This window comes from Vibrio olivae (assembly GCF_042428525.1).
GTDB classification, from domain to species: Bacteria; Pseudomonadota; Gammaproteobacteria; order Enterobacterales; family Vibrionaceae; genus Vibrio; species Vibrio olivae.
In genome coordinates, this window is record NZ_JBHMEP010000002.1 from 40,283 (window position 1) to 64,585 (window position 24,303).

A 24,303-nucleotide genomic window follows, 5' to 3' on the forward strand; every position below is an offset into this window, starting at 1 on the left:
TCAATGAGGTTTACATGCATAAAGTGAGAGAAATCCACCATGATTGGCTCACCTTACCCGATGGCACACGTTTAGCTTTTCGCGCTTGGATGCCCGAAGACGCCGGTCAAAATCCCGTTCCTGCCATTTTAGAATTCCTACCCTATCGTAAAAATGACGGTACCGTCATCCGTGATGAAATCACCATGCCACAAACCGCAGCACAGGGTTATGCTTGTGTGCGCGTCGACTTGCGCGGCTGTGGCGAATCCGAAGGTTTCATGACCGATGAATATACTGCCCAAGAGCTGCAAGATGCGTGTGATGTCATCGCATGGATCGCTGACCAGCCTTGGTGTGATGGCAATCTGGGTATGGTCGGTATTTCGTGGGGTGGCTTTAACTCGCTGCAAGTTGCCGCGCTAAGACCACCAGCACTCAAAGCGATCATTACCCAATGTTCAACCGACGACCGCTACCGCGATGATATCCACTTCACCGGTGGTTGTTTACTCAACGACAATATGGACTGGGCTGCCTTTTTCTGGGCTTATGCTCAGGGTCGAGCGCCCGATCAGAAACTCATTGGTGATGACTGGAAATCCATTTGGCTCGAGCGCTTAGAAAACATGCCGTTTTTAGCCACACCTTGGCTCAGCGAGCAGACGCGTAACGACTACTGGAAACACGGGTCAGTCTGTGAAGACTACTCAGATATCACCGTTCCCGTATACGCTATGGGTGGCTGGGCAGACGGGTATCGTAATACCGTGTTTAGCCTGTTGGAAAATTTGCAGGTACCGCGTAAAGGATTGGTCGGCCCATGGGCACACAAGTACCCTAACATTGCCTTTCCCAACCCCAAGATGGACTACGTAAAAGAGTCTGTCCGTTGGTGGGATCGCTGGTTGAAAGGCATTGAAAATGGCATTGAGAACGAACCAATGCTCAACTATTTCATGCAAGATGGTGTCGAGCCCGCCACCGATTACGATGCGCGTCCTGGTCAATGGGTTAGCGAGCCAACATGGCCGTCACCTCATACTATCGACCAAACTTGGTACTTTGGTGACCAAGGCTTACTTCGCGAGCCACAGAGCACGTCAAATAAAGTTACGATTCGCTCTCCTCAAACCGTTGGGCTTGATGGTGGACGCTGGTGCGCAGGCATTCGCCTTGACATGGAACACCCATCCGATCAGCGCCTAGAGGATGCTGGCTCACTGACATTTGACACTGACGTGCTTGAGCACTCTTTGCCAATTGGTGGACAGGTAGTGACCAAACTGCGCTTGGCAAGTGACACGCCACAAGCGAATATCACAGTACGTATTTCCGATGTCCATCCGGATGGTCAAATCACGAAAATTAGCCACGGTATTCTCAACCTCTCTCATCGCAATAGCCATGAGTTCCCTGAGCCTTTAGAACCGGGCAAAGAGTACGATGTTGATGTGTTGATTAACCATATGTCTTACGTTGTGGCAAAAGGGCACAAATTGCGAGTAGCGATTTCAACGGCCTACTGGCCACTGATTTGGCCAAGTGCCGATGATGCAACGCTGACCATCAACCCACAACATTGCCAACTGATACTGCCATTAAACCAAACACCGACACCGTCGAACCTAGTGCCAGAATACGATCAGCCTGTCACGTTTAATGGTAAAACGCTGCGTGGTGCGGACAGCAAACGTATCGTCCATCGAGACTATAAAACCGGCTTGGTCACTTTAGAAACGATGGAAGATTTTGGTCGTCAGTTCTTTGAATCAAGTCAGAGTGACATTGACTTTACCATCCACCAGCAATTCCAAATTCACCCCAATGATCCATTGAGCGCGAAAAATGACATTCAGCTCAAGGTGGATATGGGACGTGATGGTTGGCGAACAGGTATTGAATGTGAGTATTCAATGCATTGTGATCATGACTATTTTTACATCAACGCTCGTTGGAAGGCTTTACATGACAATGAGGTCATATTTGAAAAGCCATTTAAACAAACCATCAAGCGCAACTTTATGTAATCAGAATCAAGGACGAATTCATGTTTAAATCAATACGCCCTTTGGTGTTTTATCCCACTTTTCTCATCTTACTGGGCGCTTTAGTACTCAGTTTGGTCGACTTGGACGCATTTACACAATTTACCGGTGCCGCCAATAGCTTCATTTTGAGCCATTTTTCTTGGCTATTTAGCTTAGGCAGTTTTTATCTACTTATACTGATTGGTTTTACCTACTTCTCAAAAATCGGCAACGTTCGTATCGGCGGCGAAAACAGTACACCGCGTGTCACCAAACCACGCTGGTTTATGATTGTACTGTGTACCACTCTCGCCGTAGGCGTGCTGTTCTGGACAACCGCAGAGCCTATTTATCATCTGCATACGCCACCTGAGAGTCTCGGCATCGAGCCGGGTAGTGCCAACGCGGTGCTGTTTGCGTTCTCCGCGATGTTCCTTCACTGGGGACCGACGCCTTACGCGATTTATGCCGTGCCAGCGCTGATTTTTGCACTCGCATTTTACAACTTGAAACTGCCATTTTCAATCACCAGCCCGCTGCGTCCGCTATTTGGTCGCTTCATTAATGGCAAAGTCGCTGACGTTATTGATGCATTGGCTCTTTACTCACTGGTGGTGGGCATGGCGTCATCGCTAGGGACAGGCGCGCTGACACTGCTTGGCGGTGCCAGTCAGTTTATCGATATCGAACGCAACGCCGTTACTCTTGGTATTTTCATCGCACTGATTGTTATCACCTTTGTGATTTCAGCAGCCAGTGGATTAAATAAAGGTATCGCGCGCTTATCTAAAGTGAACTTTTGGATGTTGATTGCGTTGTTTATTTTCACTCTGATCTTTGGCCCAACCATTTATATTTTGGCTGTCGGTGTTGAAGGACTTGGCGCCTATTTGGATAACTTCTTCCGTCTAAGCCTATTTACTGGGCAAGCCGCGAATGACCCATGGCCACAATACTGGAGTGTCTTTTACTGGGCAGTATGGTTTGCGTGGGCACCGATTACTGCAATGTTCCTTGGTAAAATTGCTCGCGGTTACACGGTGAAAGAGTTCATTCAAATCAACGTCATTTATCCAAGTGTGTTTATTCTATTTTGGGTCTCTGTGTTCTCTGGTACCGCTGTATTTATGGACTTAGAATCCAACGGTGCGCTCAATGACGTCCTGAATAATGGCGGTATTGAGCAACTGCTGTACCACATCATGGGCAACTTGCCACTGAGCGGTGTGACCTCTTTCTTCTTAGTGTTGGTGGCGTTTATCTCGTATGTCACCGCAGCCGATTCAAGTACCGATGCGATTGGCGACCTATGTACCAAAGACTTCACTTCAGAATCAGACGATGGCACGTCATTACCGATTAAAATTCTGTGGGGTACGACCATAGGTCTGGTGGCCTGGATCATGGTCAGCACCGTGGGTATTGACGGCGTGAAACAGCTATCCAACCTGGGTGGTTTGCCGGCGACGCTGATCGTGCTCGCATGCAGTTGCACACTGGTTTATTGGTTGCGCAATCCAGATCGCCTTATCAATCCTAAATTGCCTACGAAGAAGTAGTGAATACGATATAAAGCCCGCACTCGCGGGCTTTTTTCTATTAAGCGTCTGAATCAATTCGCTGTTGCAACGTTAGCCACTGACTTCACCCGCCCTTTATACAACACTAAAATAATGCCCATCAAAAACGCACTGCACGATACCCATTGGGATGCCGATAACTGTTCACCGTACATCCAATAGCCGCTAAGCAAAGCAAAAACGGTCACCAGCAATGTCATTGGCGCCACTTGGCTCATCGGATACTTCACTAACATTTTATTCCATACCCAATAACCAAATAGCGTGGTTGGATAGGCTTGAAACAGCACCGAGAACCAGCTGTTCATGGTCCAGTTTTGATAAGTGACTTGCAGAACATCAACGCCAGACACCATCACACTTAATATGACAAGCGGTACAGGCGCAAATAGCATGCCCCAAATGTTAAATGCAAATGTGTTCGGGGCCTTTGATTGCTTCATGATAACGCCAGCCAGCGGCCAACAAATTGCCGAAATGAAGATGAGCACCACACCAGCAACGGTGACATTACCGTTGGTGTACACAATAGAGATGATCAAACCGATCAGCGCAATACCGATACCGACCTTTTGTTGGCGCGTTAGCCGCTCTTTGTAGAGCCACATCCCCACCAATACCGTCGTTAATACATCGGTTTGCAGCAGTACAGATGCCATTCCTGATGATAATCCGTAGGTGATCGCACACGACGCCATTCCCCAAATTCCGGTGCCAAAAACCAACCCGTAGGCCAGCAAATTACGCCATGGAACATCGGGTTTACGAATAAAGAAGATAATGGGGAAAGTGGCGCAGAAAAAGCGCATCGCGGCGACCAACAGTGGGTCAGTCTCGGTCACCCCCAATTTGATCATCGAAAAGTTGACGCCCCAGATAGCCATCACCAACAGCGTAAGTAGTAAATCTCGTCCTGTCATCCTGTTCTCCTTGTGAGGTTTATTATGTCGCTAGTCTCGCTTGCAGCATACAAAGAGTACAGATACAATTTTTGTATATTTTACCAGTACAATTTACCGTTATGAGCAAATACCGAGCCCTTGCTGAACGCTTTATCGAAGATATTCACCAAGGCAAATTGCAAGCAGGTAGCAAACTGCCTTCACTGCGCAAACTGGCGCAGTTGCACCAGATCAGCATGACCACAGCGGTCAATTGTTATCAGGAAATGGAATCTCTCGGCTGGTTGGAATCACGCCCACAAGCAGGCTTTTTTATTACCTCGCACGCACCAATCAACGAGCCAGAATGGGCTGCTTTTACTAGCCAAAGTGCTCCGTCGATACAATTGCCTCCGCTTCAAGAACTCGATGGCCCATTTGGAATATCCCGGTTACGGCTTGATACGTCAACGATTGAGCCTCTGCAAAAAAGCTTTCGTACTGGGCTTCGTATCTCTCAGCAGCGTTTAGGGTATTATCCGCATCCACAAGGGGAACCGCGACTACGGCACGCCCTCGCCAATCACTTTGCCCAATCTGGAATTTCGCTTGATACCGAGCAACTGGTGATAACCCATGGCTGCTTAGACGCGGTAAAAAAAGCGTTGTTAGCCACAACCAATAAAGGAGATTGCGTTGCAATAAGTTCTCCTTGCTACAACGGCTTATTAAGCTTGCTGGCTCAATTAGAACGTAATATCGTCGAAATTCCTTCACGCAGCGATGGCATTGACCTTGACCAACTTGAGGCGCAGTTAGACGCGGGGCAGATTCAAGCTGGGCTATTTTGCACCACTCATATGAATCCGCAAGGGATCACCATGTCGGTCAAACAAAAGCAGCGACTGGCTCGGTTAGCGGCGAAATACCAAACGCCCATAATCGAAGACGATGTTTACATTGAACTTGCGCATTCAGACTTCACGCCACTTCCCGCCAGCGATTACGACACCAGTGGGTATATGATTTGGTGTGGTTCGGTATCGAAAACACTCTCCCCCAGTTATCGTCTAGGATGGTGTTACTCTCGTCGTTATCGTGACCAGTTGATTGCCACCGATTTTGGGCTATCAATCCCTTTGCAATATGCCATCGCAGACTTTATTGCCAGTGGCCACTATAGCAAACACCTTAAACGAGCTCGCACTCAGCTTAAGCTCGATAAACAGCGCTACTTGCACCACTTAGCCTCGGCGCTACCTCAAGGTACACGAATTACCAATCCCGATGGTGGGCTCGTGCTGTGGTTGCAACTGCCCAACTTTGATTCCGTGAGCTTTCTTCACCTTGCAGAGCAGAAGAGAATCGCGATTCGAGCCGGGCATTTCTTTACCGCGTCTGCGCGGTATCGAGACTGTTTACGACTGAATATCGGTTGGGGTTACGACCCCGAGCAATTGGCAACGCTCTGTAAATTGATTGCTCAACATTGCCAAGCCAACATAGGTTAACGTCAGCCAAACGAATGAATAGAAAACAAAAAATCAAACTAAAACACACTGTTATCTTGCGATGGCCTGTTATACATTGGGGAGCTCAATAAGGATGACTTCTCAAGGCGCAATAAACCGAGCAAGAGGCTGACATGAAACGCTTTATCTATCTCTCCAATGCAGAGTCCGGCACCATCTCCCGCTATCAGCAACAAGACCAGCAGTTGATTCATTTAGGAAACACCGACGTTGGAAACTTGGTCATGCCAATGGTCGTCAGTCGAGATAATCGCTTCTTGTACGCGGCGCTGCGCGAGGCGCCCTATTGTATCGTGCGCTTGGCAATAGACCCGTTGACTGGCGAGTTAACAGAGCAAGATCGAACTCAGCAGCCCGCGAGCATGGTCAACTTAGATATTGATCATGGTAATCAATGGTTATTGAGTGCGTCTTTCAACCACAACGTGGCAACGCTTAATCGTCTTGAAGAAGATGGGCGCCTTAGTCAGCATGCGCTGGAAATTCAACTCGATGGACACTGCCACGCGTTTAATGTCAGCCCTGATAATCAGTGGCTAGTCGCCACAGAATTTGGCCAAGATCGCGTCAATGTTTATCGTCATTTAAGTGCCAATAACCATGAAGCAGCATTAGTGCATCAGTATTTTTTTGCGCGAGAATCTGGTCCTCGCCACTTAGTCTTCTCCAAATGCGGCCAATTTGTTTATGTGCTTTGTGAAATGAGTGCCTCGGTGAATGTGTTCGCATTTGATAACGAGACAGGCTCTATGGCGCTGATCGATGAAGTTGAAGCTGCGCCACTTGAGGCACTAGGGCTCGAGAAAGGATTACCACCCGCTAAACGTGTCACACCTGATGTTCCACGTGCTTGGGCAGCAGATATTCACTTATCAAAGGATGGGCGGTTTTTATACGTGTCGGAGCGTACCACCAGCATCATTAGCCGCTTAGAGATCATGCCGGGCGATCCTGTTCCACATTATGCCGGGTATGACCATGTGGTTACCCAGCCACGCAGTTTCGCACTGACACCGGATGGCCAGTACTTATTGGCAAGCGGTGAACTGGCTGATCATATCGCGCTGTATCACATTGATGCGCAGACGGGTCAATTAAGCCAACAAAACCGTGCGCCTTGCCAAGCCATGCCCGCCTGGGTATCGGTCGTCGATGTCGCTTAATCGCGAAAATCAAACGGTGTGAGCGTATCAAGATCATGGTGATCCCATTGCCAACCTGAGATTGGAGATACGCGAACGCCGCCCACACACTCTTTACCCAAATACCGTTGATGCCCGGCTATGCACTGCTCACCACGCGGTGTAACGTTGAGCAGCGTTTTGGAAAAGCTGTCGCTGTCTTTCATTCGCTCGATAAGTGGGTATTGTCCCATGGTGAGTGGCTTGATATGTGCCCAAAACATCAAATCACCAAGAAAAGGTAAAGGTTCACGCTCTTGATAACGCGCAAACAGTGCTTCAACAGACATTGGCTTCGAGTGCGCCAGTAAGAGCTTCACGGCGAATTGCTGGGTCATCGATAATCCGGTGTCGCAGTGAGGAAGTTGCTGAAGGTGACGACGCAATACATGAGGCAAATGAGCAAACTGCTCGTCAAGTGGCGTACTGAGCAATAAGGCAACCTCTCGTGGTGACTCACAACACAGAGCACGCCACACCCGCTGAGCCGTGATGATCATCTCTGATGTGACCGACTTTCGCTTTTGCCAACAGCTGCGTAACGCTTGGGGTGGCAGTTGCCCGAGACCAATATAACGCGCATGACCAGGAAAACGATCTATTTCAATGACTTGCGTGCTTTCAATTAACGCTGACCGTAAATGTGCCAGCAGGTAAATCAACATCAGTTGATCGTAATTATCATGCTCCACCCAAATAACTCGGCGCTGATATTGGGCATCATTCAAGCACGCTCGATTGCGCGTATCATCAGCAATGATCCTCTGCACTAACTCGCTTGGCGGCGTTTGAGTGTCGACTTCAGCGAGATAATGCTCAGCGATAAATTGCGCACGCTCTTGAAGCTGCATTGAGGCATCTTGCGCCAGAGGGCCGACACAATAAGGGTCAATCCAAGGCAGAAAATCCCCTCGAAAACCTGCTTGTGGTAACACGGATTGTAAATCATGTCCGCAGCGAATATGCAGGGTACGACAGTCATTATCGAGAGGGACACTTCCCTGCTCGATGTGCTGCAAGTGCACTTGTTGTTCTTCAATGTGCGCCTTTAATTTCGCCCAACTGCTCACACCTAATTCGCGAGCAATCAGCCACTGGACATCAGCAAGTTTTATGGTTTCCGGTGTTTTTTTCTCGTCAGACAACATGTGCCGATAGCGCTGCCATTCACTGTCATCGTTGGCTTTAAGCTGTTTTAGACGTCGCTTAGCGGCCGTTTTGAGAGGCTCGATACGAAGCTCAAAAGGATTCGATACACGCATTGATTCACCATTCTTTCATCACTCTGTGCCCGCCTCCAGAAAAGAAGGTAAATAACATTGTAGGTCAACCATTGACGAACAAAACTCTCCCGGTCAAAACCTTTCCGCGGACTGGCGGCTCGGAGCAAGCCTAATTGAGAATAGCAAGCAATCAAGCGCTTGATAACCCCTGCCGGCATCATCGTTAAATAACCCGACACACGCCTGTATAAAAATTACTCAGTTCACATATTTTCGAGCAATAAATGAGCAATGAGATTAATTGTAAGACAGTCAACTAACGAACAAATAATGCACATATTTTGATGGCAAAATAAACAAACGTTTGGAATATGGACATTTGTTTGTGACACCAAGAGAACAGGAAATTCTCGCTGTGCTTCGTCAAAATCCGATGATTCAGCAGCAAGAGCTCGCCGACCTACTGGCAATTACTCGCAGTGCGGTGGCTGGGCATATTATGAATTTAACCAATAAAGGATTAATAAAAGGCAAAGGGTATATTTTAACGTCGCAGCGCTCGGCCGTGGTTATTGGTGGTGCGAATATGGACTTATGCGGCAAAGCCTCCGTACCGCTACTCAATGACGATTCGAATCCAGGCACTGTCAATCATAGCCCTGGCGGCGTGGCGCGGAATATCGCTGATAATCTGGCGCGTCTTGGTAGTAAAGTCGAGCTCATCAGCAGTATTGGCTGTGACCAATGGGGCGATCAGTTAATCTCAGCGTGTCAAGAAGCAGGCGTTGGCGTCGCACACTTGTTACGTAGTCAACATGGCCGCACCGCGACCTATCTATCCATTCATGATAGCAACGGCGAAATGCAGATGGCACTCAATGACATGCGTGTGCTCGAAGAGCTTAATGCCGAGCAACTGGCCAAACACAAATCATTGATCGATCACAGTGATTTGGTCGTCATTGACGCCAATCTAAGTGAGGATGCGCTTGGTTATGTATTTAACTGCCTCACCCAAGCTCGTATTTATGTGGACCCAGTTTCCGCCAATAAGGCACGTAAACTCAAACCGTATTTATCACAAATTGAATTGCTCAAACCAAATTTAATGGAGGCGGAGCTACTCAGTGGCATTCGTTATAGAACCGATGCCGATCTTCCCCGTATTGGTGATGCCTTACATGCCTTAGGGGTAAAAAACCTCGTTGTTAGCCTCGGCGCCTCGGGGATTTACGCCAGTAATCAGCAAGACACACTGCGTTTTATGCCCAATACCGAAAACGTCAATAACGTAACCGGGGCCGGTGACGCATTGATGGCTGGGCTAGCTCACGCCGATTTACAAACTTGGTCTTGGCCACAAAGCATTGAATTTGCTTTTGCCTGCGCCGCCATGGCCACTCAATCCTCTAACACTATCAATCCGCGCATCTCGGAACGCGCGGTTCAGCGCTTTATGGAGACAACCCATGTTAAATGATTACCTAGATATCCACCCTGAAGTTCAAGCAGCGCTTGATAACAATCAGCCTGTCGTTGCCCTTGAATCGACCATTATTTCTCATGGAATGCCCTATCCACAAAATGTTGAGACGGCACTGATGGTCTCTAACACCGTGCGTGAAGCCGGCGCCACACCAGCGACCATCGCCATCATCAATGGGCGTCTCAAAGTCGGGTTGTCTGCCGAGGAGATTGAATTGCTGGGCAAAGCCGGGCAAAGCGTCACAAAAGTCAGCCGTCGGGATATTCCATTTGTGGTTGCTAGCGCAGAGCACGGAGCGACCACGGTAGCGGCGACAATGATTCTTGCCGATATGGCTGGAGTACGCGTGTTTGCCACCGGAGGGATTGGCGGTGTTCATCGCGGCGCACAAACCAGTTTTGATGTCTCTGCCGATCTCCAAGAACTCGCACAAACGTCTGTGGCGGTCGTATGCGCGGGAGCAAAGTCCATTTTGGATTTAGGGCTGACGCTTGAGTATTTAGAAACCCATGGCGTACCCGTTATCGGTTATCAAACTCAAAGTTTGCCAGCGTTTTATACTCGCACCAGTGATTTTGAGGTCGATTATTGCCTTGATTCACCCAAGCAAATTGCACAAGTGCTCAAAGCCAAGCAAGCACTCAATTTACAAGGTGGTGTGGTGATCGCGAACCCGATTCCTGAGCAACATGCGATGCCAAAGCAAGTTATCGACAGTGCGATTGAACAAGCGCTCAACGAGGCCGATCAACAAGGCATTCACGGTAAAGCCTCAACCCCGTTTCTTCTTGCTCGAGTGTGTGAGTTGACAGGAGGAGACAGTCTCGATAGCAACATTCAGTTAGTGCTCAATAACGCCAAACTTGCCTCAGCCATTGCCATTGAGTATTGCGCGTAGCCCCATCAACAAAATCCGATGTTTTACTTATTCTTTCAGCGACTAAGACTGAACGATTACTACAATAAAGCTAAGGTGGTTAAGAAGACTACGGCAAACTCGGTTTGAATGTGTAACTTAAAGCATTGCTTTTTTAATCAGAAACAAAAAAGGCCCTCTTATTAAAGAGGGCCTTTGAGGCTAATGAGTATTTAGTTATTCAACCAATGATGTGGTGACACTTTCAATATGCTGGTTGAATTCAAATGGTGCCTTGTAATCACGGCTCACCGCACCACCTTCGTCTTCACCAACACCGACACCATCATCTAGCGAGAACAAGCGGCTGATGGTATTTGGAATCAGTTTCTTCTCAACCAATTCGCCATTCAGATACAGATACGCGTTACCGCCTTTACCTGTACCAGTGACGTTACCTTTACCACCAACGCCATCTTCGTCGTAACGGAATTTCACAACAATTTCGTTTTCACCGGATTTAAGCTTAGCGCCAGATAGTTTGGTGTACTCGTAAGTCAACCAGTTGTATTCAAAGGTTGGTTTGCCATCTTGGACATACAAACTCCAACCTGCGAAGTTACCGCCTTGAGCAATGATGACACCATTGGTATCCGCGACGTCATCAACTGAGATTTTCGCAACGATATCAAACGACTTGTTCTTGATATTTAGGAACGAGTTTTCTGGGATGCCTTTTGCACCTTCATACAAGGTTAAGCTGGTTTTGCCAAACAACGCATCCGGACGGCCTGCCACTTCCGCATTCATACGTTCAATGGTGCGGTCATCGATAGGATAAACGTGGTTTTTCTCTGCTTCTTCGTCAAACAAGGCTTTCATTTCTTTCAGCTTGTCTGGGTTAGATGCGGCTAAATCCGTTGCCAAAGACCAATCTTTTTGGGTGTCAAACAGTTCCCATTTGTCATCTTGCAGATCAGCAAATTTCACTGAGTTTTCCCACAGTGGTACATGCACTACGCGGGCAAACCAGCCATCTTTATAAATCGCGCGGTTACCACCAATTTCAAAGTACTGCGTATGGTGCTGAGATTTTGCTTGTGCGTCTTTGAAAGTTTCAGCAAAGCTGACACCCGCCATTGGTAGTTGTTTAACGCCGTCGACTACTTCTGGCTCAGGCAAGTTAGCCGCTTCAAGTACCGTTGGCGCGATATCAATGACATGTTCCCATTGTTGGCGAATTTCATTGCCGCCCGATTTGATGCCATCTGGCCAGCTCACTACCATAGCGTTACGAGTACCGCCAAAGTCTGATGCCATGCCTTTCATCCATACAAATGGTGTGTCGCCTGCGATAGACCAACCCGCAGCGTAGTGACCAAAGCTGTCTTCGCTACCCAGTTTGTCGATGTTTTCGAGGATATATTTAGGATCTTCTTCAACACCGTTGTAGAAAGAGAGTGAGTTGAAGCTACCGTTACGGTTACCTTCACCACTTGCGCCGTTATCGCCAACCACATAGAAGATTAACGTGTTATCAAACTCGCCATTTTTCTTGAGCGTATCAACCACACGACCGATTTCATGGTCAGTGTGCGCTAAGTAACCAGCGTACACTTCCATTTGACGTTCAAACACGCGTTTTTCATCTGCAGACAGTGAATCCCAGCGTGGCACACCATCAGGCATTGGTGGCAAAATCGTGTCTTTTGGAATAATTCCAGAGGCTTTTTGGCGTTCAAACGTCTCTTGGCGAAGCTTGTCCCAACCCATTGAGAACTTGCCTTTAAACTTATCAATCCACTCTTTTGGCGCTTGGTGCGGCGCATGAACAGCACCTGGCGCGTAGTAAGTGAAGAATGGTTTGTCTGCATTGTAGCTGTGTTGCAGATTCAGCCATTGAATCGTTTGATCCGTCATGTCCGTAGTGAAATGGTAATGCTCTTTTCTTGGCGTTTTAATGCGCGTATTACCATCAATCAACACAGGTTGGAATTGGTCGGTTTCACCGCCGAAGAAGCCATAAAATTTCTCAAAGCCAATCTGGCTTGGCCACAAACTTTGGTTGGCAGCAGGACCAGTTTCCCAAGGTGGAATTTCATGGTTTTTACCAAACATCGCTGTGCTGTAGCCGTTATATTTCAGAATCTTAGGCAATGCAGCAATGTAGTTTGGTCTTTCACCTGTATTACCAGGGAAGGCGGTTGAGGTTTCCGCAATCGAACCCATATTATTTTGGTGATGGTTACGACCAGTTAATAATGCAGTTCGAGTCGCAGAACTTACACCTGTAGTGTGAAACTGGTTATAGATAAGCCCTTGCTTCGCCAATGCGTTCAATGTTGGCATATCCACCGCACCACCAAACAATGAGCTTTGGCTAAAGCCGACATCATCAAGCAAAATCACCAGCACGTTTGGCGCACCTTCAGGTGCACTAGTGCGATGCTTTGGTGTTGGACGTTCAACTTTGCGTACATCAAGTTGGTCATAAGTTGCAGGTTCAACACTTGGGACAGGCAATTGCGTCCTGTCGACGGTTTGCGCTGAAGTCAGGCACGGGGCAAGTAAGCTACTGACGGTTAGCGTAGTTTTTAGAACATCCATATAATTTACCTTTTGTTTGAGGATGTAAGGATCAACGGACCATCCAAGGCTTGCATAATATGACTCGCTGGATAACCGTTAGCCAATAACTGCGTCATGGCATGTAAATACTTTTCGATGTTACGGAAAAAATAGGAGTAGCCTTCGCAAAGGCGATTTTCGTACTCTCCGCTAAGCGTTAAATAGCGGTGTTTCGGACATCCGCCGTTGCACATTTTTAAGTAGCGGCACTGCTTACAACGGGTAGATAACCGAGAACTCTTGTTGAATTCGAACTGCTGCGCGCGCTGTGACACCGCTTTTAATGAGTCCGAATTGATGTTGCCAAGTTTGGATTCTGGATAGGCAACATGGTCGCAAAAATACACATCACCATTAGACTCTACCGCGTACGATGAGCCGCATTCAGGTGCGTGAATACAATTGGGCGAAGGGTTACCTATGTATTGCGTCAAGGCCTGTTCGAAATTAGAGATAAACACTTTGCCAACATCGTGCTTTACCCATAGCTGAAAGATATCAAACAGAAACTGGCCATACGCCTTGCCGTCAACTGACCATGCCGTTGGTGATTGTTCTTCTACCCCGGCAGTCGAGTAAATCAGATTGCCCGAGAAATGCTGGCCTCGCGACTGCTCCTCAGCCGTCGGCGCCGATTCCACCAGAGGTGAAAACTGAATGTGTTTGACTTTGTGCTTTCTAAAAAACTCATAAATGCTTTTGGCATGACGACAGTACTCTTGGGTCACACACGCTAAAACATTGTGTTCTACCTGCATTTTTTGCAGCAGCTTGAGCGCTTGCAGGTTTTCTGCAAACACACTTTTACCTTGTTTGGTTCGATATTTGGCTTGTAGCCATTCAGGACCATCGATGCTGAGTCCGACTAAGAAATTATTTTCCCTAAAGAACTGACACCAATCCTTATCCAGCTTGGAGCCATTGGTTTGCAGGGTATTTTTAATGATCTTGTCGCCCGCATATTGGCGCTGAAACGCAACGGCCTGCTTAAAGAAATCAAGTCCGGCGAGGGTGGGTTCACCACCATGCCAAGCAAATTCCACCACTTCGGTATCTTGGCTGGCGATATAGTTTTGGATATAACGTTCAAGCGTATCTAAACTCATGATTTTTTCGTGAGTTTAGGAGCTGATCTTTTTCCAAATAGAAACAGTATTGGCAGTCATAGTTACATTTTGAACCGACCGTTTTAACCGTGGTGTGAATTCCTGCCATATGCTCACTCAATTATCGTGTTAACGTTCGCCAACGCGCTCAAGTGTATGAATCAGTTAGCGAAGCGGATCTTAACGTTCAGACATAACGCCAACAATTGATAACTTTGATAGACGCTACATATCACTTTTGATAACTTGTCGCTCAGCTTGTTATAGAGAAACCGAATAGCATGAGCTTTAATTATAACTTACTCAAACCTTTGTCTTTTTTATTAGAAACTCAGAGCATTAATGAAACTGCGACTCGGCTTAATACCAGTGCATCGGCGGTGAGCCGGACCTTGCGAACATTGAGAGAGGAATTTCAAGATGAATTGCTGACCCGTAAAAACGGGAAAATGGCACTGACAGCAAAAGGCATTGAACTGCGTAAGAAAGTCAGCCAAATAGTGGGTGAAATAGAAAGCCTGGATGAAAGTGACGTTTTTAACCCGAAAACATTGAATCGTGATGTCACCATCGCGATGAACGCGTCAATTGCCCATTGGTTTGCGCCTATCATCATCGAACATCTTACCGCTTTAGCACCAAACCTGAGATTAACCATTGAAGATTGGAGCGATTCTACGCCAACGCACATCAGTGAGCATCGCGTCGATTACGCCATTCATTATTTTCCACTCGATATTTCCAAGAACGTGGTGCAAAAGCGTGGCGAACGGGAATACTTTGTTTGTGCTTGCCGTCAACAGCACCCGTTAGTTGGCGTGGATTTTCGGCTTGAATATTTTGAACGCTACCCACTTGCAGTGCAGATTTTGAAATATTTCAATGAATTGCAACTTCCGTTATTAGAGCTTATGAAAAGCTTAAATATTCAACCTCATGTAGCGCTGCGTACCACCCATTTGGGAATTTTGATCAAAGCATTGGAAAACAATGACTTTCTGTTTCCCTGTTCAATTCACTTAGCCAGAGTCTTGGGGCCAAAGTTGACTTACCTAACATCGACCATGCCGGAGCTTGAACCATTGCAACAGCGCGAGTTTGGCTTTCTTTATGACAAAACCAAAAGTAATGATCCGTTTATTACGTGGTTACACGGTGAGATATCTCAATTAATGAGTCATACCATTGAACAAAGTGAAAAGGCAGTCCAATAACTAAATAGCTGTGCCCTATTCAAAGCCAAACACAAATCTCCGGTTAACTCATCCTAATTCAGACATAGAAAATCAGCAGCGTCGTCATGCTTTTTGACGTTTGGTTCGTATTCACTTGAATAGGAAACGATCATTTCCTATTATGTGTAAAATTATATTTGGAATTGGGTTCATGTCTGCATCACCAGGAAGACCAAGAATGTTTGATACCGAGATTGCATTGGCAAATGCGATCGACGTTTTTAGTGCCAAGGGTTACAACGGTACCTCGATTAAAGATTTGTCTGATGCACTCAACCTTACCGCTGGAAGTATATATAAAGCGTTTAAAGATAAACGAACGTTGTTCATGCAAACGTTAGATTACTATAAAGATCAGCGATATAAGTTAATTCAGGCTCGCATCGCTCACGTCGAATCAGGCAAGGATAAAATACGTCAACTACTTGAAGGATACGCACAAGATAGTTTAGGAGAGAGTGGCCGAGTCGGTTGCATGGTCGTTGCTACCGCGGTAGAGCTCTCTAGTGAAGACCATGAAATACAGCATAAAATTCATGCCTTATTTGATTCCGGAATCAAAACGATTCGTGAATTGATCGTTCTTGGCCAACAAGATGGCTCAATTTCGGCGAATATTGACCCAGACAAAATGGCTCAGACAATACATAGCCTCACTCAAGGCATGCGGGTGATTGGCAAAGTCAATGTAGACAAAAGTCACTTAGAAAACATCGTTTCGACATCCATGAGTTTGCTTAATTAAGTCACGAGGTACTCGAAAATATTTTTCACATTCAATTGGCTAACCAACTTATGGTTTAGCCAAAATTTTTATTTAATTAGGAAACGATCATCTCCATAATAAGGTGTGGTATGCAAACGATTCATTTTGACGAGCAACAGTTTTGGCAGCAATTTTCTCACGGCGTCGTAAGAACTGACATGGGTAGGCTGCACTATGTATCCGGTGGACACGGCCCGACGGTATTACTGTTACCTGGATGGCCTCAAAGTTGGTATGCATGGCGTTATATGATGCCCGCACTCGCGAATTCAGGTAAACGCGTGATCGCCCTCGATCTTCCGGGAATGGGAGACTCCGACCATCCAACTAAAGGGTACGATTCAACCACGATTGCGCTGACATTACGTTGGGTCATTCAAAGCCTCGCCCCAGAAGAAAAAGAAGGGATTGAAATTATCGCGCATGATGTGGGGGCTTGGATGGGTTATGCGCTCGCCGCAGATCACCCTGACTGTGTCAAAAAGCTGGTATTAATCGATGCCGCCATTCCTGGGCTAAGCGCACTACCTAGTGGTGAACTCACTGATGAACAAGTGACGCGGACTTGGCATTTTGCCTTTAACAGGCTGACTGATCTTCCTGAAATTTTGCTCAAAGACCGTGAAGAACCTTTCTTACGATGGCTGTTTTCAAGCAAAGCTGAAATGGGGTGGATGATTGATGAAAAAGCGTTAGCGGAGTATGTGCGTGTTAACCGTCTTCCCGGCGCGCTGCGCAGTGCATTAAGTTATTATAAAAATGCGTTCTCCAAGCAAGATATCGCCATAAACAAACTGCGAGCAGAACAAACATTGCCAATGCCAGTATGCGCTATTGGTGCGCAATACGGTGTCTCCGACCTACTTTATAATACGTTATCGCCACTGTGCGCGGATCTTCGAGGAGACGTTATTCAAGGTGCTGGACATTATCTGCCAGAGGAAAGCCCTCAGCAACTCGCAGCAGTGTTAACAGATTTCCTTTCATCAAGGTAATCACTACACACGGATTGTTTTCACTGGTGTCTATTCAGTACCACTATTGATGAATGCCCAGTTAGTGAAGCATTACATTTGCTAAATGGGCGTCAAACACTCGCCAGTCACTGGCCTCGGCTTATGGCGTGTGCATTTGGCACTCTGGCGACATTCTGGTTGATAGAACGTTTGGATATTATGTTTATCCGCTAATACTTACATTGAGTTAGTCATATAGTGGCTGCCAACTGCCCTCGTTTTTCTCGTGAAGGCAGTTAGCAGCGATATCACGTCGAACCAAAAAAGAGTGATTGAATACGCACGACATAATCTTCCTCTCAAGGAGATTCTATAAGTCGTGACTTAACATCTCCCCCACTCCTACAAGAATATCGCCAACTCGCTTTTGCCCCATTGTGTGTTATTGGCGCTGCTGACAATTAACTCTACACCTTGTCAGTTGAGCAAATTTTAGTAATGCTAGAGAGTGCCGGCTGACTTAATCATAAGTGATCAGAATGGCTTCGAATATACCCTTTTCAAATCACCCTTTACTTTCATCCTCTTTCACAACATCTAAAAAAGCTCTAAGGCTTCTAGACATATGACGATACCGTGGAAAATAAATTTGAAAACCTGCTTCATCAGGACACCAGTCCGCCAGAACCTGAACCAACTGTCCTGACTCGAGCTGTGCTTTTGCATGAATTTCAGGGACAAAGGCTAAACCTAATCCCTGAGAAGCCGCTTTGACCATCAAATTGATATTGTCTAGTGAGAGAGCACCGGGAACATCAATGGCGAGAGACTTTCCATTTTTCGAGAATTCCCAACGATAACGTTTACCACTCGGAAGCCGTTGGCGAATACAATCATGTTCATTCAGTTCATGGGGGGTGTGAGGGAGGGAATGTTGTTTTAGATACTTAGGTGACGCGACCACAATAAAGCGAATTCTGGGCCCTAAAGGAATCGCAATCATATCTTTGGGTACAGACTCCATAAGACGAATCCCTGCATCAAATCCATCTTCAATGACATCATTGAGCTTCCCTTCGCACACAAGGTCCAGTCTGATTTTGGGATACCGTTCCCTGAATGGTGGAATGACATGCTCTAAAACATAATCAATCGCCGCTTCACTACCATTAAGGCGAACCTCGCCAAACATATGCTCTTTGTCATGACCGACTTCAAACAGTAATTCATCAAGACTCCCCAAGATCGGGGATAAGCCGGTCAGCAGCCGCTCTCCTGCTGGGGTCAATGAAACACTGCGGGTGGTTCGTCTGAGCAGTTGAGACCCGAAATACGCTTCTAACCCTTTAACTAAATGACTCAACGCAGAACGACTCACTCCTAAATGATCAGCCGCCCTACTAAAACTCTGTTGATGAGCTACTTCTCGAAAAGCTTCCAAATCACTCAGTGATGGCTTTTTCATTGTTGAATACACCTAAACAAGTTGTTCGTATTGTAGAGCATTAAACTACCAATAAATATCTCTATAGTGAAGTTCATCGAATACCTAACAACTTTTAGGAGAGTTTAACTTATGCAAACTTGGATGATCAGTGGCGTGTCTTCTGGACTTGGCCGCATTCTTACTGAAAAACTACTGGTTCGTGGTGATCAAGTAGTCGGCTTGACCCGAGATAAGCAAAAAACAAGCGAACTAAACGAGCGTTACTCTAAGCAGTTCCACGCAATAGAAGTCGACCTACGTGACACGACAGCTGTGACACAAGCTGTTGATGAAGCCTTTAAAAAAATAGGCTGTATTGATCGAATTGTCAGCAATGCTGGGTACGGAGTTTTCGGCGCTGTAGAAGAAACAACCGACCAAGACTTACGTAATATTATCGAAACCAATTTGATCGGATCGATCGTTTTGATTCGTTCATGTCTTCCTCATCTGCGTCGCCAAGGTGGGGGGCGTATTCTTCAGATCTCCAGCGAAGGTGGACAAATCGCCTATCCTGGGTTCAGTCTCTATCATGCGTCTAAATGGGGTATCGAAGGGTTTGTTGAGTCTGTCGCGCAGGAAGTAAAACCTTTTGGTATCGACTTTATCTTGGTTGAGCCAGGCCCAGCTCGAACACACTTTGGGAGCTCGCTCGTTCAGCCGAACCCATTGCCAGAGTATGAAGGCACGCCCTCTGCACAGGTTAGAGATGCACTGACCAGCGGCAGTTGGGTCATCAAAGGCGATCCTGCTCGTATGGTGGACATCATGTTAAAGGTATCTGAAGAGGAATCACCAAGGCTACGACTGGTTCTGGGCGCAGACGCTCATACAGGGGTAAGTAACACACTTGCGGAACGCCTAGAATCATTGAAAGAGCAGGCAGCCCTTTCAGCAACTGCAGACTTTACCGAAGAGGAACTTGCACAATGAAAACACTATCACTAGTCGATCCTGAAATTAGAGACATCGTTGGCAGCTTCCCTCCATTGAATGCGACAACGGAAACGCTACTTGTTTTGCGCGAAGCCGTATTGCAACTTTATCCTGCATCCGACAGTGTTTTTTCTGAGCACTTTGCTCCTGGTTTGAATGGCGCACCGGATGTACGAGTGCTGTTGTTCCGTCCCACCGAAGCATCTGACACCCCACAACCTGCCATGCTGTATATGCACGGCGGCGGTTTCATAGCAGGGCAACCTGACATGATGGCTGAACAGTGTGCTCGATTAGCAGAGCAGACAAACACTGTGATTGCTGCTGTTCAGTATCGGTTAGCGCCTGATACACCGTTTCCTGGCCCGGTAGAAGACTGCTTTGCCGCATTGAAGTGGATCGCACATTCTGCGGATGAACTGGGCATCGACTCGGATCGACTCGCCGTCTTTGGGCAAAGCGCAGGCGGTGGGTTAGCGGCTGCGACAGCACTCATGGCTCGCGACAATAATGGCCCTTCGTTAAAAGCTCAGTTCTTGGTATATCCCATGTTGGATGCGAGAACGGCAACGGATGCAGCGCCAATAGACAATGAGAGCACCGGAGAATTTGGCTGGACTCGAGAGTCCAATCGCTTTGCTTGGTCTGCAATGCAGGGCAACCAGACGATACCAGCCTCTCAACGAGCTTATTCCTCACCAGCCGAAGCTGAAAACTTTGCGGATATGCCTGCAACGTGGCTGGCTGTAGGTTCTCTAGATCTGTTCTTTGAAGAAAATATCGAATGGACCATGAACCTTTCAAGAGCGGGAAATTCCGTGTGGTGCAATGTATACCCCGGAGCGATTCATGGCTTTGAAATGTTCCCAAGTAAAAATACAGAGCAGTTTTGGCACTCCTTCAATGATGCTGTGGAGCGTTTGCTTTAAGCCAAAACAACTTAATGGCAGGTGATTTGTTCTGCTGAAAAACTCATAACGCGCATATGGTATTTTCCATAGCGCGTTGTGAATTAATGTGGTCATAAGAATATGGTCACGTGCTTATAGGTTAGCCATACAAAAAATTAATCCCAATCTGAATAGGTATGCCTAAGATCCAAACTCACTTTTGTCCAAAAATGATTCAGGAGTTGAATCAATTATGTAGTGAAACACCCCCTCCTTTCGCTGCATACAAAGTCAGTGGTGAATACGCTGACATTAAATTCGCGGCATTAACATCAGACGAACGGAAAGACATGTTTAAAACCCTGACAGGCTTTAAGCGTGCTGGTGCGGAACTCATTGTCACTGACTATGCCAAGCAAATTGCTCAATGGTTGGCAGGTCAAAATTCCGAGTTCAAATAAGCCAGCATTCTCTGGCTTATTTGAATCTGAACCACAACCTAGATTTGCCAAGAGAATCGTACGTTATAGATGGGCGATTTATCCCCAGTGATTACGTTATCATCTTCCATTGGCTGCGCATACTCAACGCCGAAACTATAAATTGAGTGCTCCCCAAATTCTGCGCCAATTGCGACTGATGATAAATTGCGTTTAAGCTGACCTTGGTTAAATTCACTATGTGCAGTATCCATCAATAAATACGGACTCATGTGAAACTTACCCATTGAAAACTCACGTAACAATTTTAGGTAGCCACCATAACCGCGTTGCCCCTCAGCTTGTCCTTCTGGATAGCCACTACCATATCGGGCACCGCCATAACTTACATGTTCATTAGTCGCAATATTGTCATTGGTATAGACTCCATTTAAACGTAAATCAGCACGCCAATATTGCAAAAATTGGTAGCGTAAATGCACGGTCGCATCGTAGATGAAAAAGCCTCGATCATAGAAGCCATCCTGTTCTTCAGACGACTGGCCCAGGTCAATATTGTTTGAAATTTCAAGATTAGAAATCAGCGCAAAATCTCCAAATAGCTGTGAATAATCTATCGATATTTGTGCCAACGAATAACTGACATCGCTTTCAACTTGGCCCACCATATTCCCCTGACTATCAAGGCGGTATCGGTTATCTTCATTCACATGTTTAATGCCCGCCCCCAACGTTAATTGTTGTTCACTCGTCAATAACAACGGATAGCTCAGGCTATAATCAATCGTTAAGCGCTTTGTATCTTGCTGATAATCTAAATCAAACCCATTAAATAATAGGTCACTTTGCGATTTATCCTGATAGAAATCGACCAATAACGAACCTCGCAACCCATTCGCAAGCCAATCATTTTCAATCCCAAATGCAAAATAGCGCTCATCTTTGTCTTTCAGTGGCACTAAACTGGTGATGGTCGCCTGAGAGAAAAAATCGTCGAAAGAATTGAACTTTATACTCGCCGATAAACTTTCATCGCTGTATTGCTGTTTCGAAAATGCAAGTATCGGCTCTAAAGACCGATAGCGTTGAACTTCGATGCGGATGGACGTTGCGCCAGAAAGTGTTTTCGGTTTAGGTAGTTGTATATTAAATTTATATCCTGGGATACGGTTAACCAGCAAGACCGCCCTCTCTAGCGTTTTCCTCTGCAAAGGTTTTTCTGCCAGTACGGGCGCTAAAATCTTACTTACTTTCTCACGAATATCCTGATGGTTAATGATCACTTCACTGCGAGCAATATAGCCTTCAATCAAGGTTATGGTGAGTTTCCCTTGATTAAAACTCTCTTCTGCAGCAGTAGCATACGACAATGGATATCCCCGCTTTTGATACTCCTCCGTGATCGCTTGTAAGGTTTTAGAAACTTCCTGTCCATCAAAGGGTTGTCTTAAAAGTGGCTTAACTTGCTTTGTCAAAATTGGCAAAGGAATGACGGTTCCACCCGCAAAATGAATATTGGCTATTTCTTCCTCTGCTTGTTCACTGACTTCAGCAACAACATCTGGAACTAACAGCGAAGACGACGTTGTGGAACGAGTTTGTTCATCAAACTGCTTTTGTTTTGGATCCACAATTAAAGGGGGTTCAACAGATAAGGAAGCATGAGAAAAAGTTAACGAATAGCAGAGAATAATACATTTCCAGACATTAGTTTTCATTGATACCTCAAAGAAAAAGCCAGCACACTTGTGCTGGCTTATAGTTGGAATTATTGACCTAATGAGCCACTAAGCAGTGGTGAAAGCAAGTTGTTGTTCAGTGACTCCACTAAACCTTCATGCTCTTCACTTGAATCGACGATCAGTACATCCGTTAACGTTCGAGAATCGTCATTACTGTAACTTAAGCTCAGTTGACTGGTATCAATGATTTGGCCGGTTAACCCGCCAACGGCACCCGTAGTCGTTTCAAGCACATTGGTGACTAATGATGAAGTTGTCGTTGTAACACCGCCTACTGTCGAAGAAAGCGTATGAGTAATTGACGTGTTTGAACCAAGTAAATTCGTCACAGAAAACTGACCATCCACGTCTGCTTCTGCGTTAACATCCAGTAACGCATTTAGGCTCGTGGTGACCAGAGCAAGACTACCAGAAAGTTCAGTAACGACACCTAGAGAAGCATCGAGACCATTGCCAGTAAGTAGATCGGCTTTTTTGTCTCCTAACTCAGTCAACAAACTGGATTCATCCAATTGATTCACTAAATTACTATCCGCTAAGGCAGTTAGCAAAGAGTTTTGGTCACCAATCCCATCAAATAAAACAGCCAACAATCCACGCTCACCAATAAAAGCGGTCCCTAAGTTATCAATGCTGCCTTTTTGATCGACCAACAAGGCTTTAGTGCCTTCTACCAATTGATTTTTAGTTAAAAACACAAACTGAGGTAATGTTTGTACTGCATCCTCTTTATCTTCAAATAAAATCAGTGCGTTACCTTTTAAATCGAGTGTATTACCCAATTGCACAACTATCGGAGCAGTGATTGCAGACAATCCATGACTCACTCCATACAATGCGCCCTCTTCATTAGAAGTATGATATTCAAGGTAACCACCAAGATTTTCTACGACTCCACCCAGCTCAGAGACCGTTCCTCCAGCATAGGTCAATACTCCCGTTTTGTTATTGAGCTGCACGAAAACTGGTAGTACATCCAGCTGTGCAACTGTATCACCGAGTGAATCGACAGTGGTACCCAGTTTCGTTGTGGTTTGAGCGGCCCCTTCAACAATGTTACTTAAGTAGTTTTCATCCATTTCTTGGGGGTCAAGTTCTATACTCTCACCCAGCGTTGATACTGCATCACCTAAATTGACCAGTACTTCTCCAGATCCTGAGGTAATAGAATCCAACACATTTGGTAAGTCGCCTTGGCTAACCAAGTCTCCGGCATCAGTAATTAGGTTGGTATTCCGTTCATCCTCGGACTGTGTGACAACATCATCGCCATCATTGTTAGCATTAGATTCTCCTCCATCACTGTCTTGAAATGAAAGATCAGAAGAATCTCCACTCCCAGACGATCCTCCCATAGCGGAACCTGATCC

19 protein-coding genes are annotated in these 24,303 nt (G+C 46.2%); 12 read left to right on the forward strand and 7 right to left on the reverse strand.

Annotation, left to right across the window (positions count from 1 at the left end):
* Window positions 1–14 precede the first annotated feature (14 nt).
* Together ACFFUV_RS10080 and ACFFUV_RS10085 are read left to right on the forward strand one after the other, a co-directional pair.
* Window positions 15–2,009 carry a CocE/NonD family hydrolase gene (locus ACFFUV_RS10080; protein ID WP_390192038.1) on the forward strand — a complete coding sequence of 665 codons (1,995 nt, stop codon included), beginning with the start codon at window positions 15–17 and terminating at the stop codon, window positions 2,007–2,009.
* Between the two features lie 20 nt (window positions 2,010–2,029).
* A complete protein-coding gene (locus ACFFUV_RS10085; RefSeq protein WP_390192039.1) occupies window positions 2,030–3,568 on the forward strand; it encodes a BCCT family transporter in 1,539 nt (512 codons plus the stop codon).
* 53 nt (window positions 3,569–3,621) lie between these two features.
* On the opposite strand, the gene ACFFUV_RS10090 is transcribed toward ACFFUV_RS10085, so the two are convergent.
* The gene (locus ACFFUV_RS10090) at window positions 3,622–4,509 is read right to left on the reverse strand and encodes an EamA family transporter (protein WP_390192042.1); all 888 of its coding nucleotides are present in this window, start codon (window positions 4,507–4,509) and stop codon (window positions 3,622–3,624) included.
* Between the two features lie 101 nt (window positions 4,510–4,610).
* Here ACFFUV_RS10090 and ACFFUV_RS10095 point away from each other — a divergent pair, with 101 nt between their 5' ends.
* On the forward strand, window positions 4,611–5,981 hold the full coding sequence (locus ACFFUV_RS10095) for an aminotransferase-like domain-containing protein (protein WP_390192044.1): 1,371 nt from the start codon (window positions 4,611–4,613) through the stop codon (window positions 5,979–5,981).
* Window positions 5,982–6,115: 134 nt separating this feature from the next.
* Window positions 6,116–7,165, forward strand: a complete 1,050-nt coding sequence (locus ACFFUV_RS10100) for a lactonase family protein (RefSeq protein ID WP_390192046.1) — start codon at window positions 6,116–6,118, stop codon at window positions 7,163–7,165.
* Here the strand turns inward: ACFFUV_RS10100 and ACFFUV_RS10105 are convergent.
* On the reverse strand, window positions 7,162–8,445 hold the full coding sequence (locus ACFFUV_RS10105; RefSeq protein WP_390192048.1) for a DUF1835 domain-containing protein: 1,284 nt from the start codon (window positions 8,443–8,445) through the stop codon (window positions 7,162–7,164). The genes ACFFUV_RS10100 and ACFFUV_RS10105 overlap by 4 nt on opposite strands.
* A 346-nt stretch (window positions 8,446–8,791) precedes the next feature.
* Here ACFFUV_RS10105 and ACFFUV_RS10110 point away from each other — a divergent pair, with 346 nt between their 5' ends.
* Window positions 8,792–9,886 (forward strand): PfkB family carbohydrate kinase, encoded by a 1,095-nt coding sequence (locus ACFFUV_RS10110; protein WP_390192051.1) that lies wholly within the window; start codon window positions 8,792–8,794, stop codon window positions 9,884–9,886.
* Window positions 9,876–10,790, forward strand: a complete 915-nt coding sequence (locus ACFFUV_RS10115) for a pseudouridine-5'-phosphate glycosidase (protein WP_390192053.1) — start codon at window positions 9,876–9,878, stop codon at window positions 10,788–10,790. Before ACFFUV_RS10110 ends, ACFFUV_RS10115 begins: the two co-directional genes overlap by 11 nt.
* A 195-nt stretch (window positions 10,791–10,985) precedes the next feature.
* Here ACFFUV_RS10115 and ACFFUV_RS10120 read toward each other — a convergent pair whose 3' ends face one another.
* Together ACFFUV_RS10120 and ACFFUV_RS10125 are read right to left on the reverse strand one after the other, a co-directional pair.
* Window positions 10,986–13,355, reverse strand: coding sequence for an arylsulfatase (locus ACFFUV_RS10120; RefSeq protein ID WP_390192056.1), 2,370 nt, complete (start codon window positions 13,353–13,355; stop codon window positions 10,986–10,988).
* Between the two features lie 5 nt (window positions 13,356–13,360).
* Window positions 13,361–14,482: an anaerobic sulfatase maturase gene (locus ACFFUV_RS10125; protein ID WP_390192058.1), complete on the reverse strand. Its 1,122-nt coding sequence runs from the start codon at window positions 14,480–14,482 to the stop codon at window positions 13,361–13,363.
* A gap of 281 nt (window positions 14,483–14,763) precedes the next feature.
* Between ACFFUV_RS10125 and ACFFUV_RS10130 the strand changes: the two genes are divergently transcribed.
* The 3 genes from ACFFUV_RS10130 to ACFFUV_RS10140 all read left to right on the forward strand — a co-directional run bounded on the left by ACFFUV_RS10130 (window position 14,764) and on the right by ACFFUV_RS10140 (window position 17,478).
* A complete protein-coding gene (locus ACFFUV_RS10130) occupies window positions 14,764–15,696 on the forward strand; it encodes a LysR family transcriptional regulator (RefSeq protein ID WP_390192060.1) in 933 nt (310 codons plus the stop codon).
* Window positions 15,697–15,868: 172 nt separating this feature from the next.
* Window positions 15,869–16,462 (forward strand): TetR/AcrR family transcriptional regulator, encoded by a 594-nt coding sequence (locus tag ACFFUV_RS10135; RefSeq protein WP_390192063.1) that lies wholly within the window; start codon window positions 15,869–15,871, stop codon window positions 16,460–16,462.
* A gap of 110 nt (window positions 16,463–16,572) precedes the next feature.
* Entirely contained in the window at window positions 16,573–17,478 is a 906-nt protein-coding gene (locus ACFFUV_RS10140; protein WP_390192064.1) for an alpha/beta fold hydrolase, read from the forward strand.
* Window positions 17,479–18,004: 526 nt separating this feature from the next.
* On the opposite strand, the gene ACFFUV_RS10145 is transcribed toward ACFFUV_RS10140, so the two are convergent.
* A complete protein-coding gene (locus ACFFUV_RS10145) occupies window positions 18,005–18,904 on the reverse strand; it encodes a LysR family transcriptional regulator (RefSeq protein WP_390192066.1) in 900 nt (299 codons plus the stop codon).
* 111 nt (window positions 18,905–19,015) lie between these two features.
* Between ACFFUV_RS10145 and ACFFUV_RS10150 the strand changes: the two genes are divergently transcribed.
* The 3 genes from ACFFUV_RS10150 (at window position 19,016) to ACFFUV_RS10160 (ending at window position 21,212) form a co-directional block, all read left to right on the forward strand.
* Complete coding sequence (locus tag ACFFUV_RS10150; RefSeq protein WP_390192067.1) at window positions 19,016–19,858, forward strand: SDR family oxidoreductase; 843 nt, start codon at window positions 19,016–19,018, stop codon at window positions 19,856–19,858.
* Window positions 19,855–20,790 carry an alpha/beta hydrolase gene (locus tag ACFFUV_RS10155; protein ID WP_390192068.1) on the forward strand — a complete coding sequence of 312 codons (936 nt, stop codon included), beginning with the start codon at window positions 19,855–19,857 and terminating at the stop codon, window positions 20,788–20,790. Before ACFFUV_RS10150 ends, ACFFUV_RS10155 begins: the two co-directional genes overlap by 4 nt.
* Before the next feature lie 158 nt (window positions 20,791–20,948).
* The gene (locus ACFFUV_RS10160; RefSeq protein ID WP_390192070.1) at window positions 20,949–21,212 is read left to right on the forward strand and encodes a porphobilinogen synthase; all 264 of its coding nucleotides are present in this window, start codon (window positions 20,949–20,951) and stop codon (window positions 21,210–21,212) included.
* A 38-nt stretch (window positions 21,213–21,250) separates the two neighbouring features.
* On the opposite strand, the gene ACFFUV_RS10165 is transcribed toward ACFFUV_RS10160, so the two are convergent.
* The gene (locus tag ACFFUV_RS10165; protein ID WP_390192071.1) at window positions 21,251–22,909 is read right to left on the reverse strand and encodes a POTRA domain-containing protein; all 1,659 of its coding nucleotides are present in this window, start codon (window positions 22,907–22,909) and stop codon (window positions 21,251–21,253) included.
* 50 nt (window positions 22,910–22,959) lie between these two features.
* Window positions 22,960–24,288, reverse strand: coding sequence for a collagen-like triple helix repeat-containing protein (locus tag ACFFUV_RS10170; protein WP_390192076.1), 1,329 nt, complete (start codon window positions 24,286–24,288; stop codon window positions 22,960–22,962).
* Window positions 24,289–24,303 lie beyond the last annotated feature (15 nt).

Coding starts and splice junctions, on each gene's coding strand:
- ACFFUV_RS10080 (WP_390192038.1), top strand. CDS start 15: ATGCATAAAGTGAGAGAAATCCACCATGATTGGCTCACCTTACCCGAT.
- ACFFUV_RS10085 (WP_390192039.1), top strand. CDS start 2,030: ATGTTTAAATCAATACGCCCTTTGGTGTTTTATCCCACTTTTCTCATC.
- ACFFUV_RS10090 (WP_390192042.1), bottom strand. CDS start 4,509: ATGACAGGACGAGATTTACTACTTACGCTGTTGGTGATGGCTATCTGG.
- ACFFUV_RS10095 (WP_390192044.1), top strand. CDS start 4,611: ATGAGCAAATACCGAGCCCTTGCTGAACGCTTTATCGAAGATATTCAC.
- ACFFUV_RS10100 (WP_390192046.1), top strand. CDS start 6,116: ATGAAACGCTTTATCTATCTCTCCAATGCAGAGTCCGGCACCATCTCC.
- ACFFUV_RS10105 (WP_390192048.1), bottom strand. CDS start 8,445: ATGCGTGTATCGAATCCTTTTGAGCTTCGTATCGAGCCTCTCAAAACG.
- ACFFUV_RS10115 (WP_390192053.1), top strand. CDS start 9,876: ATGTTAAATGATTACCTAGATATCCACCCTGAAGTTCAAGCAGCGCTT.
- ACFFUV_RS10120 (WP_390192056.1), bottom strand. CDS start 13,355: ATGGATGTTCTAAAAACTACGCTAACCGTCAGTAGCTTACTTGCCCCG.
- ACFFUV_RS10125 (WP_390192058.1), bottom strand. CDS start 14,482: ATGAGTTTAGATACGCTTGAACGTTATATCCAAAACTATATCGCCAGC.
- ACFFUV_RS10130 (WP_390192060.1), top strand. CDS start 14,764: ATGAGCTTTAATTATAACTTACTCAAACCTTTGTCTTTTTTATTAGAA.
- ACFFUV_RS10135 (WP_390192063.1), top strand. CDS start 15,869: ATGTCTGCATCACCAGGAAGACCAAGAATGTTTGATACCGAGATTGCA.
- ACFFUV_RS10140 (WP_390192064.1), top strand. CDS start 16,573: ATGCAAACGATTCATTTTGACGAGCAACAGTTTTGGCAGCAATTTTCT.
- ACFFUV_RS10145 (WP_390192066.1), bottom strand. CDS start 18,904: ATGAAAAAGCCATCACTGAGTGATTTGGAAGCTTTTCGAGAAGTAGCT.
- ACFFUV_RS10150 (WP_390192067.1), top strand. CDS start 19,016: ATGCAAACTTGGATGATCAGTGGCGTGTCTTCTGGACTTGGCCGCATT.
- ACFFUV_RS10155 (WP_390192068.1), top strand. CDS start 19,855: ATGAAAACACTATCACTAGTCGATCCTGAAATTAGAGACATCGTTGGC.
- ACFFUV_RS10160 (WP_390192070.1), top strand. CDS start 20,949: ATGCCTAAGATCCAAACTCACTTTTGTCCAAAAATGATTCAGGAGTTG.
- ACFFUV_RS10165 (WP_390192071.1), bottom strand. CDS start 22,909: ATGAAAACTAATGTCTGGAAATGTATTATTCTCTGCTATTCGTTAACT.
- ACFFUV_RS10170 (WP_390192076.1), bottom strand. CDS start 24,288: ATGGGAGGATCGTCTGGGAGTGGAGATTCTTCTGATCTTTCATTTCAA.